We start from the raw sequence: 16,091 nt of genomic DNA, 5'->3' as shown, positions 1-16,091 counted from the left end.
TCTTTATTCGGTGAGTTCAAGCCTGACGACGACCTCTTCCGTGATGTCTTCAAACTCACTGTAACCGACGAGAGCAGTCAGTTCTTTTTCTAACTTGCTGGCTTGATGGACACCAAATTGAGTCAGGTCGCTCAAATCTTGGCGCAGCAAAGAGGTCATTGGATCAAAGATCGGCGCGGTTGAAATACGCGTGGCGTAGAACTCGCCCATCATGCGCGCTTTCTTAATAAATTGAATGCGCTCTTTCACACTGGTGAAATCTTGGTGCAGTTTCGACTCGAGGCCCGTGATCTTGCTGCCTACCTTCATCAGGCTGATATAAATGTCTTGATGTCTTGCTTGTGCGCCATCGATACGCTTGATGGGGTCGGCAATCAATGTGCTGGAGCGACCCTTAAACAGAGGTTCTAGCGAGAACAGTTGATTGTGGCCCAAGCGAGCGTACAACTCGATGTGTTTTGGAAGTGGGAAGTTCACCCCTATCACTGGTGTTTTAACCGAAGAGGTGGCACTTTTACTGATAAAGATCGGAGTACTCAAGGTACGAGAAAGTAACACGCTGTGCAGCCTTTCTAGCAGTGGGTTACTTGGTAGCACCTCTTTTTGTTGAATGAGTTTGTCTTGGTTGTGTTCAATAATGCTATTAAAGAAAGCAATCACACGCATGGTTTTGCTGTCTTCGTCTATCACCATTTGCACACTACGGCCATCAGGACTCACTCGAATAATACGATAAGGTACCTCGGATAGGGGCAGTTTCTTATCGTAGAGCTGCAACTCACGGAAATTGATGTGAACCTCTTGCCCTGAACGCAGCGCAGTAGGTTCATCTAACCTGATGCCCAAGCCACGTTTGGAAATATCCATGGTGAAACCAGCGGCTTTTAGGTTGCCAGCATCCAATACCAACGGCGTTTTGAAACGGTAGCGAGGTTCCTTGCGACGTGATTGCGCATCGAAATAGATACCTTTAGGACTGCCAATGATCTTCCTCGGCTGACGAAATGAATTTAATGTGTTCGCAGGAACACGAGGTTTCTCCGTCAGTAGGTAATCTTGACCGGATTTATCATCAGCGATCTCTTGCAAAATACCGACATGTGTCAGTCTTTGTGAGCTTTCAGCAAGCTCAGAAGAGAACGCTGCAAGGTCATTTTTCTCTTGTTCAGAGAGTTCAAAAATTGAAATACGGAACGCACGCCAACTTGAACGTTTTGCACCTAAGTGCCAAAACAGTTGGCGTTGTTCTCTAGTCGCTTCTGGACGGAGCATTGAATAGAAGTAGGTTTTATTTTCATGCTCATGGGTAAAGGAATAAAGCACATTGGTTGTTCCTTTAACTCCTGGCGTAATAAGCGATGCCATTCTTTGCTCATGGAACAACGAACCAAATACTTGCTGATTACGTTCATCGTGCCAGTACTGCCATAACTTTTGGTTATTTGGCGTTAACATGGCTAACTTAAGTTCGCTACCTTCGAAGAACAGAGGTAGATTGCTCGTGTGCTTGAGAGCAATGTGCTCGTAACCACGAGTTCGAGCGCGAATGATTTTATCTTGGTTGTCATGACGAGCTCGTTTTGCTGCACTATTTAGTGCTTCGTCAATCACACGAGCGATGATGTTGGTTTCCGTCAGGCGAATCGTTCTTAGGTAGCGAATCGAGTCATTTTCATAACAATCATCTACGGCCAGAACACGATAGGTCATTGGCTTTTCAATGCCAGCGACCTGAGACTTGCTCGCAAACTCAGTAAAAGTCACCTGAATGACTTCTCCCAGACTGTATTTAAAAGCGCTAGGGACTTTGAATTTCGCCCCCGAACAAGAAAGGTCGATGCTCAACCCATGGATCACTTGCTCTTTTGAACGAACGATTTCCACTTGGGACTGTACTTTTAAACGCTTCTCTTGACGTTTTAGGTCATACCCAAGGTGCACAGGCTCTGCAAGAAAAGGGCTTTTCGGATCGGTCAGCGATCGTTCTTCACTCTTACCATTATTTTTGCTCATCACACGGAAGTTATTACGTGTGTTGACCAAAGCCTCCCACATGCCCTCGGTGTAACCACCGTACTTTTTCAGGTTCTTGTGGTAAGCGTTAAAGGCGACATCATCCAGCCAATGTGGAATGCCATCTAATAAGTATTCACGACATTCACCTTTCACTCGACCTCGCAAATCAATGCTCTTTTTACAAGGAGCCATGACACGGTTGAGCTCCATCTTTACTAGAATTTTGGCCGATGGTGGCTCTCCTTCAGTCAATTGACCCAGGACGAAATCAAAGTCATCAGCGCCATAAACAGGGATGAGGCGTTCTGCGAGCGAGAGAATTTCAGATTGCTGCATTATTTCTGTTAAAGTATGTCGTTATTCGAATTATATCGGCTAAGCAAAGCAAAACTTGAGTATATCAATAGTTCTGCTCATATAAGGTCTGACATGGCTGTGCTTGGTCACATTTGTTGAAAAAACCGAGTGTTGAAAAAATCGAGGCATCATGGCGAAAGCAAAACGAGCGTATGTTTGTAATGATTGTGGCGCAGACTTCCCGCGTTGGCAGGGGCAATGTAACGCATGTGGCGCGTGGAATACGATTACTGAAGTTCGTATTGCAGCCTCTCCGACGGTTGCGCGCAATGAACGCTTGAGTGGTTATGCTGGTTCAGCAACAGAATCGAAAGTTCAAACCTTATCGGAAATCGATTTACAAGAAGTCCCAAGATTCACCAGTGGTTTTAAAGAACTAGACCGTGTTCTAGGCGGTGGTGTTGTTCCTGGTGCTGCGATTTTGATTGGTGGTAGCCCTGGTGCGGGTAAGTCGACCTTATTACTGCAAACCATGTGCTTACTCTCTTCTCAAATGCCAACCTTGTATGTGACGGGTGAAGAGTCTTTGCAGCAAGTCGCGATGCGAGCCTCTCGCCTTGGGCTGCCGAAAGACCATCTAAAGATGTTGTCGGAAACGAACGTCGATAAAATTTGCCAAATCGCCGAGAAAGAGCAACCTCGCATTATGGTTATCGACTCGATTCAAGTTATGCACGTGTCTGACGTTCAGTCGTCACCGGGCAGTGTAGCTCAGGTACGTGAATCAGCAACGGCATTAACGAGATACGCAAAGCAAAACAATGTCGCCGTCTTTATTGTTGGTCACGTAACAAAAGATGGTACCCTTGCCGGCCCGAAAGTACTTGAGCACATTATTGACTGTTCAGTTCTGCTCGATGGTGGCACTGACAGCCGCTTCCGTACTTTGCGTAGTCATAAAAACCGTTTCGGTGCTGTGAACGAGCTTGGCGTATTTGCTATGACGGGACAGGGACTGAAAGAGGTCAATAACCCTTCGGCGATTTTCCTATCCCGTGGTGAAGAGGAAACATCGGGTTCTTCCGTTATGGTGGTGTGGGAAGGTACGCGTCCTCTATTAGTAGAGATTCAAGCGCTAGTGGACTACTCACAATTGGCAAACCCACGTCGTGTTGCGGTTGGCCTAGAACAAAACCGCCTGTCTTTATTATTAGCGGTACTGCATAAGCATGGTGGTCTTCAAATGGCAGACCAAGATGTGTTCGTGAATGTCGTCGGTGGTGTAAAAGTGACAGAAACCAGTGCTGACCTTGCGTTAGTTATGGCGCTTTTATCGAGTTTCCGCGATCGCCCGTTACCGAAAGATGTTGTCGTGTTTGGTGAGGTTGGCTTGGCGGGTGAAATTCGCCCAGTACCAAGTGGCCAAGAGCGTTTAAATGAAGCATTTAAACACGGCTTTAAGAAAGCGATAGTGCCAGCGGCGAATATGCCTAAGGGCGGAATTCCTGGTATGCAAATCCATGGTGTGAAAAAACTCTCGGAGGCCATCGAAGCATTTGATGAGTTGTAAATGCCATCTTGTGCCCCAATTTAAGGGGTAACAATAATGTTGAACCCATCCTCATTATTCTTGAATTAAGCACACAAATTGCGAAGTTTGACTATTATTTGAGGGTGGAAAATCGACGTTAAAATTTTTTTTGTTCCAATGGCACGCAAAGGTATCCGTCTTGACAGATTGTGATATACTCTGCGCGCACTTTATACCTTATTAACAGAGTAAGACAATGACTGATTTATCAAAATACAGAAACATTGGTATTTTCGCGCACGTTGATGCGGGTAAAACTACCACAACTGAGCGTATCCTGAAGCTTACTGGTAAAATCCATAAGACTGGTGAAGTACACGACGGCGAGTCTACAACTGACTTCATGGAGCAAGAAGCTGAGCGTGGTATTACAATCCAGTCTGCAGCAGTAACTTGTGAGTGGAACGGTCACCGCCTGAACGTAATCGACACTCCTGGACACGTAGACTTTACAGTTGAAGTATACCGTTCACTTAAAGTTCTTGACGGTGGTATCGGTGTATTCTGTGGTTCTGGTGGTGTTGAGCCTCAGTCAGAAACAAACTGGCGTTACGCGAACGACTCAGAAGTTGCTCGTCTGATCTTCGTAAACAAACTAGACCGTATGGGTGCAGACTTCTTCAACGTTGTTGACCAAGTTAAGAACGTACTAGGTGCAAACCCACTAGTTATGACTCTACCAATCGGTCGTGAAGACGATTTCGTTGGTGTTGTAGACGTACTAAACCGTAAAGCTTACGTTTGGGATGACACAGGTCTACCAGAAAACTACGAAATCCAAGACGTTCCTGCGGACATGCTTGATGACCTAGAACAGTACCGTGAAGAGCTAGTTGAAACTGCTGTAGAGCAAGACGACGACCTAATGGAAGCTTACATGGAAGGCGAAGAGCCGACTATCGATCAACTAAAAGCTTGTATCCGTAAAGGTACTCGTGATCTAGCGTTCTTCCCAACGTTCTGTGGTTCTGCATTCAAAAACAAAGGCATGCAACTTATCCTTGACGCTGTTGTAGATTACCTACCAGCTCCAAACGAAGTTGATCCTCAGCCTCTAACAGATCCAGAAACTGGTGAAGCAACAGGTGAAGTAGCTACAGTAGACGCTGACGCGCCACTAAAAGCACTTGCGTTCAAGATCATGGACGACCGTTTTGGTGCACTAACATTTATCCGTATCTACTCTGGTCGCATGAAGAAGGGTGACACAATCCTTAACTCTGCAACTGGTAAGACTGAGCGTATCGGTCGTATGTGTGAGATGCAAGCTGACGAACGTAACGAACTTACTGAAGCTCAAGCTGGTGACATCATCGCTGTAGTAGGTATGAAGAACGTTCAAACTGGTCACACTCTATGTGATCCTAAGCACGAATGTACTCTAGAAGCTATGATCTTCCCAGAACCAGTAATCTCTATTGCTGTTTCTCCAAAAGACAAAGGTTCTACTGAGAAAATGGGTATCGCGATCGGTAAAATGGTTGCAGAAGATCCATCATTCCAAGTTGAGACTGATGAAGATTCAGGTGAAACTATCCTGAAAGGTATGGGTGAACTTCACCTAGACATCAAGGTAGACATCCTTAAGCGTACTTACGGCGTTGAGCTAGAAGTAGGTGCTCCACAGGTAGCTTACCGTGAAACTATCACTAAACCAGTTGAAGATAGCTACACGCACAAGAAACAGTCTGGTGGTTCTGGTCAGTTCGGTAAGATCGATTACCGTATCAAACCAGGTGAGCCAAACTCTGGCTTCACGTTCAAATCAACAGTTGTTGGTGGTAACGTACCTAAAGAATTCTGGCCTGCAGTTGAGAAAGGCTTTGCGTCAATGATGGATACTGGTGTTCTAGCTGGCTTCCCAACTCTAGACGTTGAAGTTGAACTATTCGACGGTGGTTTCCACGCAGTTGACTCATCAGCAATCGCTTACGAAATCGCAGCGAAAGGTGCATTCCGTCAGTCTATGCCTAAAGCAGGCGCGCAACTTCTTGAGCCAATCATGAACGTTGACGTGTTTACTCCAGAAGACAACGTTGGTGACGTAATCGGTGACCTTAACCGTCGTCGTGGTATGATCAAAGACCAACAAGCTGGTACTACAGGCGTTCGTATTAAAGCTGACGTTCCTCTATCAGAAATGTTCGGTTACATCGGTCACCTACGTACTATCACTTCTGGTCGTGGTCAGTTCTCTATGGAGTTCGCACACTACTCAGCATGTCCAGCAAACGTTGCTGAGCAAGTAATCGCAGAAGTTAAAGAGCGTGACGGTAAGAAGTAATTCTTAAGTTAACTCTTTAAAATCTCAAAGCCCCGCCTAGTGCGGGGCTTTTTACTATCTGTTCTCTCACTTTCTATCAACAGAACTTGTTGCAGGGCTCGTCGTTAAATCTTAGTTTTATTGAGCCAAGGTTATGGTCTCAAAGTCTCTAACCGTGGTCTTCTCAAATTCAGCAATCTCTTCTTTTATCCACTGGCTAAACGACAGTGCTTTTTGTCGTTTCAGGTAACCAGTGTGAGCGCAAAGGTAATAAGCATCTTTTGGATGATATTGGTTACAACGAAAGTGAAGTACAAAAGGAAATTCAGAAACCGTTTTGGCGAGATTGAACGCTAGCTAAAGAAAAAGCCAACGGGCAATTCACCGCTGGCTTTGTACTTGGTGGTTTCACTTTAAGGCATCGCTTTCACTTCTACCGTAATCGTGTCTTGGTATCTTCCCGCACGGGCAAAATCAATGTTGCCTAGCGTTACTTCGAGAGGTAAACCCCACCGCTTAGTATCTTCATTATTAGAGAAGGTATAAACCGACTTCTGGTTTACCTGGGTATGGTTAAATTTGAGGGTATAGGGAATCGTAAAGTCTGGTTCTGACTTTTGTTTTAACTCACCATACTTTTGTTTAATGACCAAGCGAACGTTTGAATTAGACAGAAGATCAAAATCAGACCGGTAGGTTCGGTTGGATTCAAGTTCACCTAACTGGAAGCGATAACCTGAATTGCCGGAGCGCTGAAGGTTGGGAGTATTCGGTGCAGAGTTAAATGCGACAAAGGCGGGTACCTTTAGTTTTACTTTTGCATTCTTGGTCTCTTCTTTTCTATCTAGTGAAATGGAGGCTTCTAGCAGGCCGGTATAATTCCCAGAGGCAGATGTTTTGGCCTCTGGGACTTTAATCCAAAACTTGGTTCTCTGGCTATTATCAAGTGGAAGTTGGAACCCTTTATTAGGAAAGTGGCTTAATTGACGAAAGTTTTTGTCTAAGATCGTCAGGGGTAGGTTTCCACTTATTGAGCTCAAGTAGCTAGATTGCTTATTGTTAACCGAGACCATGGCCATCGGAAAGCGGCAGCGTTGGATGTCTCTTGAGAGTTCAAGGTAGACGGGTATATAAGCGCCTAAATCGCGTTTAAATTCGACGTTACTTCTGTCGACATTGAGCGTCCATTTACCACTGCATTCCGCCCAGACTGAATGGGAAAGTAGGGCAAAACCAAGCACTGAGAGTTTGATTAGATGTTTCATTGTTTATCCCTCTTTAATAAGTAAAGTGGGTAGATAAATCAGATTTTCATTTGTATCAGGGACGTTCAGTTTCGTTGGGGAGAAGCCATCTACCATGATGGTGTAATCGCCCGGCGCAACGCCTTCTACAACAAATCTACCTGATCGGTTAGTGAAAAATTCATACGTTTTCTGTTGTCCAACTAACTGACCTTGGAATAGTTTTAATGGTTTATTCTGGCTAAGTTCAATCGTACCAATGATGGTTTTCGATGCTGCAGACCCTATTTTTATGAGGTGTCCGGTTTGAGACCCTGGAGTAATGCTGTACTCACTGTCGCCAAAGTCATACCCGACGGGCGCATCAGGCACATTGATAAATATCGTTGATAACTGGTGCCCACCAGACAATTGAACCGCATTATTTATTGTAGAAGTTGATATGGCTTCTGCGGGATCATCCGCGACAGCATTGATCTCGACGTCTGCGTTTAGTGACTCATGAACTGCGACAATCGCAACTGGGCCATTTATTGGGCGCGACCACGCCAAGTTACCGTCTGCTAATGTCAATGCCGTACTCGCGCGAACGGAAGCCGTTTGGTAACTGTCTGCGTTATCAAATTCTAGGTGGGAGACTTTGGCATCGGTAATAAATCGGTTGGCTACATAATCGCCTTCAACGGAATAGGTTTGTGAATCTGCATCGCCTTCCGCGGTCATAGCATAGCCATAGCTGCCAGTGTAATCATCGGATGGACGTTGGAATTGTGCTCGATAAGTATCGGGCTCATTCGAATAGGAAACATTGGCGTTATATTCCCCAGAAACCGAATTCCAATCCCAATCCGCGGAGAAGGTGAAGCGCGTTTCATCAATATTGTCGTTTGGGTTCTCCTCTTTTTCTACACCAGCAGAGAGCGAGAGGCTATACCATTGCCACGCAATTTCTGACGAAACTAGCCATTCAATTTCCTCTTCTTCAAAATCACGATAGTCCCCAGTTAAGATGAGATTGAGATCATCCGTAATGGTAAATACATAGTTAGAGAACACTCGTAACCCTGTCGCTGAAGGGCCAATTTGCCAAGGCAGTGAAAAATACTGATCTTGATATTCAGCACCTAAACGAAAGTTTGGTGAGCCATAACTGTCCGTTCCCCAAAGTTGATGAGAGTAATCCAGGCTGTAAATGCTGCCAGTTTCATCATTGGGTTTGTTGTTTTGAGCGGAGGCCCTTAACCCCAAATTCCCCCAATCTGAACCAATGGTAGCGATAACACCAAGTTGTTGCCCATCTGGGTGATACAAGCCGTTTACGCCAAGCGTTAAGGTATCGCTGATACCGTAATCGTAATACCCAGACGTTACCCATTGCTCATCATCGTATTTGAAGTTGTTGTCCTCAATCGTCGAAATCAGTCCTGAGTAAAATCCAAAATCAGAGATGCCTTCACGCAGTAGGCGAGAATTGAAAAATTGGCTATAAACAATGGTGTCTGTGCGGCCTGATTGATAACTGATGTCTAACCGAACATCATTAGTGCCAGAGACCAACGGAAGGTCATCAAGGGTGTATCGGCCTGGTGGAAGTCGGATTTCGGTGAGGAAAATATCATTGATGTAAATCTCCACATCAGCACTTTCGTTAAGCACTAAAGGTTGTGTACCACCATTTTGAATATTGCGAGTTGGTTGAAGGTCTTGATACAAACGCTCAAATGCAACGCCGCCTAACGGTGTACTAGGTAAATGACCGGCACTGGTTTGAGTCACATCACCGAAGGTTAAACGCCAAGGCGTGCTCGGTTCATCGAAGAAGAGTCTTGCCTCCCCACGATAAACGTCAGAGTCAATATCGTCGCCACCAGTAATAAAACCCGAGACGTCGATATTGGCACCACGAACCCCACCTATGTTGGCCTTCACCAACCATTCTCCTAACCATGTCTGCGTATTTTCACTGTCTGAATCGCTAAACAAGGTATAATCAGTACTGGCATTGAAAGTGTTTTGCATGGTCCAAAATGCACTCTCTGAATATTGCGCAGGCTCGTATTTACTGCCGAAAGAAAGCAGGAAATCAGCCGCTGCGGATTCATCAATCACGAGGTTGATGCTTTGATCTGATGAATTGAATTCTGCTGCTATTCCCATCTGCTTCAATTGCTCGACCGTGACATACTCATCTGGTAAGTTTCGGAGGGCGTCGAGCGTACCAGCATTGACTAATTGCTCAGTTGCTTGTGTCAATTGTTCTACATTGATGGAGCCAACTGTGATCCCATCCGAATACGCATCGATTTCTCCAAGGGTCCTTTCCCCCCATATCAACGGAAATGGAAATAACCAACTTTGAGCAGTTGCAGTTTGCAAGGTCAGCAAGAAGATAAGGCCTATAATGAGATTCTTCATGAAAACCTCATTAGTCTAATGTTTTTACGGTGACTTTCTTTGGTTGTCCTAACTTGCTAGGAAGGGCGTATTTCACCGTGCTCCCCGGCATTAAATAAGCACTACTCTTATTGCTCAACACTTCCCAATCGATAGTCTCGTTTGACTTGCCTCCGGAGAAATTGAATTCCATCCCGTTCATATTCAGTACGCGTTTGCCATCGTTGGTTAACGCAACTTGGTTATTTTGAATCGACGCTTTTGGAATGGATTTGCTGGATGCTGGTGAAACGAAGGCAAGGGTCGCAAACTCTAATAGCATTGAGATCGAACTGTCATCCGTCTCGTCTTCGACCTGATTTTCAAGTTCAATCTGAGTAAAGATAATTCGGTAGGTGACTGTCTGGCTGATGTTACCTTTCGGCATGTGACGGACGCGGAATGTTTGTGATTTTTGTCCATCGATTTTGGCTTGAGGTGGGAGAACTAAGAAGTCCTCTTCTGATGGCGTTAAGATTTCCTCCCCACTAGAGAAATCAGCTTGATAGACACTCACTTCAAGCAGAATGGGCTCTTCTTCTACATTTGTTACTTTATAAAGCCCTTGGGAACCCCGTCCTACATCATCAAGCTCTAAGTAAATCGGACTTACCTCATAAGCAAATAAGACAGAACTGAACAATAAAGAAAAGAGAAGAGTGGTGATCCTAGCCATAGATTTATCTCCCTATAACAAACTTGGCTCGATAACCGAGCCAAGTTTTTTTGCCTTTACCTTTAAAAGATATTATCTATAAAGATGTCGTTCGGTTAAGGCATTACTGGACCTGATGCAGCAAGGCTTACTTTGATACGACCTTTATATTTACCAGCTCGTGCAAAGCCTGAATCTTCAGGTTTCACGTAAATTGGATGCTTGTTGATCTTGTTCACCAAGTGCTCACCAACTGATGGAAGCGGAGTTGCCATTTGCTCCATGCCATGGTGGTTTTTAGTGTTCGCAACGGTTTCAGAGCCAATTTTTACTTTGTAGTTAATTTTCATGCCCATATTGTGTTTAGTAACACCGCGAAGTTTGTAAGCGGTTACTGAGAAGTCCAAATCAGTACCGTAGTTACACCAAGCGCGTAAGTTACCAACTAACACTTTCTTGTTGTTGAACCCGTTATCCCACGAATCTGAGTGCACTTTGTTTGCTTTACGCAGAACATTGTTTTTCACATCTTTCTTACCGATTCGTAGTAAACAACGTTTTGGCACACGACCTTCAATACGAATCGTTTTTTGGTCAGTTTTGCTCAGCGTTGTAAAGTCTACTGGGTTGTTAAACTGAACCGCAGAAGCGCCAAAAGAAAGTGAAGCAGCAGCTGCAGCTACAGCTGAAGCAAGAAGTAACTTTTTCATAACTCAATCCCTCGTTAGTAATGAATGCATATCGTTGCATCGCTCTACTAGCTTATGAGGGGAGGAGTCTCTCAACCTCACCGACAAAGGTGAGATGATGTCATTAGTTAGGGTGAAAAAGGGGTGAACTTGGTTCAACTCTATTTGATTCCACCCTGTCTAATGTTGAATTAATCAATAATCCTTTTTAATTTCTTATGGTTAGCTTAGAACTGTTCTTTTGCCATTGCCATTAACTCGTAGCGAGAATGTACATCCAATTTATGCAATACGTTGGACGCGTGAGTTTTGACCGTATTCACACTCACATTTGAGTGTCTTGCAATTTGCGTATTAGAAAGACCTTGAAGCATGAGTTTGCAGACTTCACTCTCTCTTTTGGTAAGCAAGAATTTAGAGCTAAGCTCTTCGGCCGCGACGACAGGGTTTTCAGTCCCCTGTTGGTAGTGATGAATGGCTTTATTTAAGATGTGGCGCGGGAACCAAACATCGCCATTTGCGACCGCAGAGACGGCTTTGGGAAGCAGTTCCAGTCCATGGCAAATCTGCCCTGAGTAGCCTTTTTCTAGCCACTCTAATGAGGTTTGGGAGCTGACATTAACGGCGATCCACTTTTCATCTCGTTCGTTAGGCGCAATACCATATCGTTTAGGGCATGGCATGGTCTGTACGTCGAACAATATGATTGAGTTGAGACTGTTTTCATCCAACTGGGTGAAGCGGTCGCTATTGACGAAGTTGACGTATGGAAAGGAAACCTTAATTAAGTCGCGAATCACCCTAGAGTATGAATTATCTCGACTTAAAAGGTGTACAACAAAATGCTGAGTACTGAATTCCATGGCAAATATTCCTGTAGGTCTAGTCTTTGATTTTTTATTAACCTAGTTCTCAACGCGTTGATGTATAAAAGTATTTAACGAATAGACTGCGGCATATGATTCATGCATTTTCATATTGTTGTAAGCAAAACTACGCTAACAAATCATGTGCACCTGTATTAAAAAAGGTTAGTACCAAATGACTAGAATACAAATATCGATAAGACAATAAGTTAGGAAAATAAGCGGTGAAGCTAGAGCGGGCGGAGTATGAAAAGGTATGAAAAGAATCACCCCTGATGCGCAACTTTGTCAGCATCAGGGGTGATATTGGGGTGAGTTAGGAAGGATAATTACAAATCTTCTTCCCAAACAACGAGATCGCCTTTCGGCCAGTTGTGACCAATTTCATGATACTTTTGTTCAAGCACATGACGTTTTATCTTGAGTGTTGGTGTGAGCACGCCATTCTCTATACTCCACGGGTCTTGGATCATCAATACCCCTTTAATCTGTTCATGAGACTCCAAATCTTGGTTCATTCTCTCAATCACTTTACGAGTGGTACGAGCGTAGCGCTCTCGATCAAAGTTTGGGAAGTCATGTGGCACGACCAACAGAATCGGTGCAGGCAGACCTAAGCCGATCAAGCACATCATTTCTACACGGCTGTACTCAAAGAGCTTATTCTCAATTGGTACTGGGGCAACAAACTTGCCCTTGGCGGTTTTAAAGGTGTCCTTTTTACGACCTTGAATGGTGAGGTAGCCTTCCGCATCAATAAAGCCGATATCGCCTGTATGCAGCCAACCATCGCTGTCAAATGACTCTTGAGTTGCGATGTCGTTTTTGTAATAACCCGAGAATAAGCCGTTACCACGAACCATGATTTCATCATCGTCAGCAATTTTGAGTTCAATACCAGGGCCTGCATTACCAACCGAACCAATTTTATCTGCTCGGAATGGGTAGTTGAGGGTGCTGTAAGCGAAAGATTCGGTCATGCCCCAAGCTTCGGTAATGTTGAGGCCGACACTGCGGTACCACTCCAATAAGGCAGGAGATACTGGCGCAGAGCCACATCCCAATACACGTGCTTGATCAAGGCCAAGGCCGTCAGCCAGCTTCTTCTTAATAAGAGAGTTGACGAAAGGAATCTTCAACAGAATGTTGAGCTTTTTCTGTGGCAGTTTGTCTTGAATACGTTGTTGGAACAGTGTCCATAAGCGTGGCACGGAGATAAACAGCGTAGGGCGGTGCATCTTCACGTCTTCGATAAAAGTATCGAGTGACTCTGGGAAAGCAGTCGTTACGCCACCCATGACTGACGAACCAAAGATGTATACCCGCTCAGTAATGTGCGCAAGCGGCAAGTAAGAGAACAAGCGATCGTTTTCTTGTATACCAATATGGTTGATCAGTTGCTGTACTGACCAACTGAACGCGCCATAGGTCAGCATTGCGCCTTTAGGCAGGCCAGAAGTACCAGATGTATAAACCAGAGACATTAGCTTATCATCGTAGTGCTGAGGACGCTCCTCACTCGGCTGCGCATTAGCGATCAATGCTTTAAATTGATGTTGGCACTTCGGCGCGGTGTCGTAAGGTAAAGCAATGCTGATCACATCAGGCATGGCATCAATGACTTGTTGGGTCGCGGCCGGATCATCCAACTTACCGCCTATGATCGCTTTACTTTCACTGTGTGTGAGGCAGTACTCAATGGTATCTGCACCCGCAGTCGGGAAAATAGGTACGCTGACGTAATCGCCAAGCATCATGGCAAGGTCACAGATAAACCATTCGGCACAGTTTTTTGAAACTAGCGCGACTTTATCGCCCGGTTGAATCCCCAAATTGCGCAAAGCGGTAACCAATTTTAGTGCTTGGTCGGCCACTTCGGCGTAGGTGAACTCAACAAACTGTCGGTTGATGATTTGTTTTAAGTAGACTTCATCTGGGCGCTCCGCTGCCCATTTGAGAATCATTTCATTTGGTGGTGGGAGAGCGCAAGTCTGCTCACTTAACTCGTTAGGCTGAATCATTCTCTAACTCCATGTTAATCGCAGGTTTGTTGTTGTTAATGTAATGTTAACGATAGCATGAGTATGATTATTTGGGGAGAGAAAAAACAGTAACTTGCTGTCAAGGATCACAGCTTATCGATTCTTTGGGCCAAAGTACGGTTAAGCCCATCATTAAAGTGTATTGGTGAGGTGCTTTTTATAGTGCTGATAAAGCTTCATCACTTTCGCGACATAGAGCCGAGTTTCTTCAATTGGCAGTGCTTGTGTTAGTCGAAAATAGACTTCATCATCATTTAAATTATTCATTTCTTTAGTAAAATTTTGAATGGATTGTGTATAAGATAAGTAGCGCATTAAATTCGATAAACCGCAGTTGTAGGCCGCAATTGCGAGTAAGGTTCGACTCTTTTCTGAGTGAATAGCGTGTAAATACTCCGTTTCGAGAATATGTAAATATGCCGTGCCTATATCGATATTAAACTCAGGCTCAAACAATGCTTCTCTTTCTATCCTTCGTCCAAAATAGAGCTGCTGAGAGACTTCTAATGCTCCACCGTTTTCCATCACCTGCATCAAGCCAATTGCATCGGCATGAGATACCGCATTGGGGTTAAATGCGCTTTCCGTATGAATGACAGCAAGAATAAGAGCAGGATCAATCTGCCATTGTTTTGATGCTGCGACGATGGTGGGTAAATACTGTAACGCGGCAGGCGGTGTCGGCTTTTTGATGAACGAATAAACTGTTTGGGAAGAAGGCGTATTTTTTCCTCGAAGTTCAATAACGCGATTTCTTGAACTGCTAGAGGCGGTTGGAGCAGGTTTCAGCTTGAGCTTTTTATTTTTCAATGATTGCCGATTTTGTTGAGCAACGGAGTTTTTGTCTACCGCAGTCATTTTTGCTTGAATTGGGTAAGAGGCATAAAGCAAAACAATGCTCAAGACGATGAGAAGGTAGTTTTTGAATAATGGAGAGTAGAAAGACATCTCGACTCCAGTTAAAAGTGTTTGTGCCCTTTTCTTAATTTATCGTGCAACCATTGATGGTATTTGCCGTAGTCAGAGTGTATTGGCCAAATCAACGAGGCGTACAGCTGCTTCCCAAACAACGCACTTTCGCTGGGGGCCTTTGCTAACACCCCCTGATGCATGGAGTTATCAATCGTATGTTGCGGAAGGAACGCCATGCCTTTCTTAGCAATACACAATTCCATGATGGTACTGATGTCATCGAGTATCCACATGTTGTTTTTGGCTACATTCGAAAGGTCGATCAAATCTTCGCACCCATCCAATAAGAGTAGTCGAGACTCTGTGGGCTTACCCTCTTGAATTAACTCTCGATGCACAATCCAATTGCAGTTGACGGTAAAAAGCTCATCAATATTAAAGTCTAATTTGGTGCGGTGATAAGGGTTGCAGATGGCAATATCGATTTGGTTATTATTGACGTATTGACCCAGAATTCGACTTGGTTTAGTGACGACAGTAAGTTCAATTTCAGGAAAGGCTTCTGAGAACTCAATGAGTGCACTTTTGACTTCGTTGTTAAACACCAGAGAATCAATGCCGACTCGCATATGGTATAGATCAGTTCTCAACAGGGATTCGGCGATTTGGCTCAGTTCGTTGTACTTGTTGATGATGGGCGTTGCCAGCTGATAGATCTTCTTTCCCCGTTCTGTTGGTTCAACTTGTTTGTTGCTTCTGTCTATTAGCAGATAGCCTAGCTCCTCTTCTAAGCTCTTCACCGCACCACTTACCGTCGATTGAGACTTACCTAACTTTCTTGCTCCACTGCTGAAAGAACCATGAGTGATCACGGCATGAAAAGAGATCAGATTGTCGAAGGGAAGTTTCATCGAGGTGCTTCCTCTTTCCTCTAGTCCTTAAGTTTTAGCTTAATGGGTATGAAGAAGGCTTAACTAATAATTTGGCTAAGTGTGACGTGCGTCACGATTTTAGTTTATGGTACAAAATCTTATTTTTGCCAGTCAAAGAAGAAGAGTGATAGCTAATTGACTGAACTGTAGA

At 44.5% G+C, this 16,091-nt stretch carries 11 protein-coding genes and 1 pseudogene; 2 read left to right on the top strand and 10 right to left on the bottom strand.

What is annotated here, in order from left to right; translation table 11 throughout:
- Positions 1 to 3: 3 nt before the first annotated feature.
- Entirely contained in the window at positions 4 to 2,352 is a 2,349-nt protein-coding gene (locus L1076_RS08565) for a PilZ domain-containing protein (protein ID WP_038865919.1), read from the bottom strand.
- Between the two features lie 151 nt (positions 2,353 to 2,503).
- On the opposite strand from L1076_RS08565, the gene radA reads away from it, so the two are divergent.
- Positions 2,504 to 3,883 carry a DNA repair protein RadA gene (gene radA / locus L1076_RS08560; RefSeq protein ID WP_038865921.1) on the top strand — a complete coding sequence of 460 codons (1,380 nt, stop codon included), beginning with the start codon at positions 2,504 to 2,506 and terminating at the stop codon, positions 3,881 to 3,883.
- Positions 3,884 to 4,100: 217 nt separating this feature from the next.
- Positions 4,101 to 6,188: an elongation factor G gene (fusA, locus tag L1076_RS08555; protein WP_038878985.1), complete on the top strand. Its 2,088-nt coding sequence runs from the start codon at positions 4,101 to 4,103 to the stop codon at positions 6,186 to 6,188.
- A gap of 117 nt (positions 6,189 to 6,305) precedes the next feature.
- Here the strand turns inward: fusA and L1076_RS08550 are convergent.
- The 9 genes and pseudogenes from L1076_RS08550 to L1076_RS08510 form a co-directional block, all read right to left on the bottom strand.
- Positions 6,306 to 6,452, bottom strand: a pseudogene (locus L1076_RS08550) (transcriptional regulator); the annotation flags it as partial.
- A 128-nt stretch (positions 6,453 to 6,580) separates the two neighbouring features.
- Complete coding sequence (locus L1076_RS08545) at positions 6,581 to 7,432, bottom strand: hypothetical protein (RefSeq protein WP_038865928.1); 852 nt, start codon at positions 7,430 to 7,432, stop codon at positions 6,581 to 6,583.
- A gap of 3 nt (positions 7,433 to 7,435) precedes the next feature.
- Positions 7,436 to 9,826 carry a fimbria/pilus outer membrane usher protein gene (locus L1076_RS08540; protein ID WP_237303511.1) on the bottom strand — a complete coding sequence of 797 codons (2,391 nt, stop codon included), beginning with the start codon at positions 9,824 to 9,826 and terminating at the stop codon, positions 7,436 to 7,438.
- Between the two features lie 10 nt (positions 9,827 to 9,836).
- Positions 9,837 to 10,520 (bottom strand): fimbria/pilus periplasmic chaperone, encoded by a 684-nt coding sequence (locus L1076_RS08535; RefSeq protein ID WP_038865930.1) that lies wholly within the window; start codon positions 10,518 to 10,520, stop codon positions 9,837 to 9,839.
- A 95-nt stretch (positions 10,521 to 10,615) separates the two neighbouring features.
- A complete protein-coding gene (locus tag L1076_RS08530) occupies positions 10,616 to 11,209 on the bottom strand; it encodes a hypothetical protein (RefSeq protein ID WP_038865931.1) in 594 nt (197 codons plus the stop codon).
- A gap of 206 nt (positions 11,210 to 11,415) precedes the next feature.
- Positions 11,416 to 12,051, bottom strand: a complete 636-nt coding sequence (locus L1076_RS08525) for a response regulator transcription factor (protein WP_042603847.1) — start codon at positions 12,049 to 12,051, stop codon at positions 11,416 to 11,418.
- Between the two features lie 332 nt (positions 12,052 to 12,383).
- Complete coding sequence (locus L1076_RS08520) at positions 12,384 to 14,075, bottom strand: AMP-binding protein (RefSeq protein ID WP_038865934.1); 1,692 nt, start codon at positions 14,073 to 14,075, stop codon at positions 12,384 to 12,386.
- A 153-nt stretch (positions 14,076 to 14,228) separates the two neighbouring features.
- A complete protein-coding gene (locus tag L1076_RS08515) occupies positions 14,229 to 15,044 on the bottom strand; it encodes a transglycosylase SLT domain-containing protein (protein ID WP_054756419.1) in 816 nt (271 codons plus the stop codon).
- An 11-nt stretch (positions 15,045 to 15,055) separates the two neighbouring features.
- Positions 15,056 to 15,919, bottom strand: a complete 864-nt coding sequence (locus L1076_RS08510; protein ID WP_038878998.1) for a LysR family transcriptional regulator — start codon at positions 15,917 to 15,919, stop codon at positions 15,056 to 15,058.
- Positions 15,920 to 16,091: the final 172 nt, after the last annotated feature.

Source organism: Vibrio sp. MMG023 (genome assembly GCF_021654215.1).
Taxonomy (GTDB): domain Bacteria; phylum Pseudomonadota; class Gammaproteobacteria; order Enterobacterales; family Vibrionaceae; genus Vibrio; species Vibrio jasicida.
This window is presented reverse-complemented; position numbering and strand designations above follow the sequence as displayed.

Excerpts from the sequence above, each read along its gene's own strand:
- L1076_RS08565 (WP_038865919.1), bottom strand. The coding sequence starts at position 2,352 with ATGCAGCAATCTGAAATTCTCTCGCTCGCAGAACGCCTCATCCCTGTT.
- radA (WP_038865921.1), top strand. The coding sequence starts at position 2,504 with ATGGCGAAAGCAAAACGAGCGTATGTTTGTAATGATTGTGGCGCAGAC.
- fusA (WP_038878985.1), top strand. The coding sequence starts at position 4,101 with ATGACTGATTTATCAAAATACAGAAACATTGGTATTTTCGCGCACGTT.
- L1076_RS08545 (WP_038865928.1), bottom strand. The coding sequence starts at position 7,432 with ATGAAACATCTAATCAAACTCTCAGTGCTTGGTTTTGCCCTACTTTCC.
- L1076_RS08540 (WP_237303511.1), bottom strand. The coding sequence starts at position 9,826 with ATGAAGAATCTCATTATAGGCCTTATCTTCTTGCTGACCTTGCAAACT.
- L1076_RS08535 (WP_038865930.1), bottom strand. The coding sequence starts at position 10,520 with ATGGCTAGGATCACCACTCTTCTCTTTTCTTTATTGTTCAGTTCTGTC.
- L1076_RS08530 (WP_038865931.1), bottom strand. The coding sequence starts at position 11,209 with ATGAAAAAGTTACTTCTTGCTTCAGCTGTAGCTGCAGCTGCTGCTTCA.
- L1076_RS08525 (WP_042603847.1), bottom strand. The coding sequence starts at position 12,051 with ATGGAATTCAGTACTCAGCATTTTGTTGTACACCTTTTAAGTCGAGAT.
- L1076_RS08520 (WP_038865934.1), bottom strand. The coding sequence starts at position 14,075 with ATGATTCAGCCTAACGAGTTAAGTGAGCAGACTTGCGCTCTCCCACCA.
- L1076_RS08515 (WP_054756419.1), bottom strand. The coding sequence starts at position 15,044 with ATGTCTTTCTACTCTCCATTATTCAAAAACTACCTTCTCATCGTCTTG.
- L1076_RS08510 (WP_038878998.1), bottom strand. The coding sequence starts at position 15,919 with ATGAAACTTCCCTTCGACAATCTGATCTCTTTTCATGCCGTGATCACT.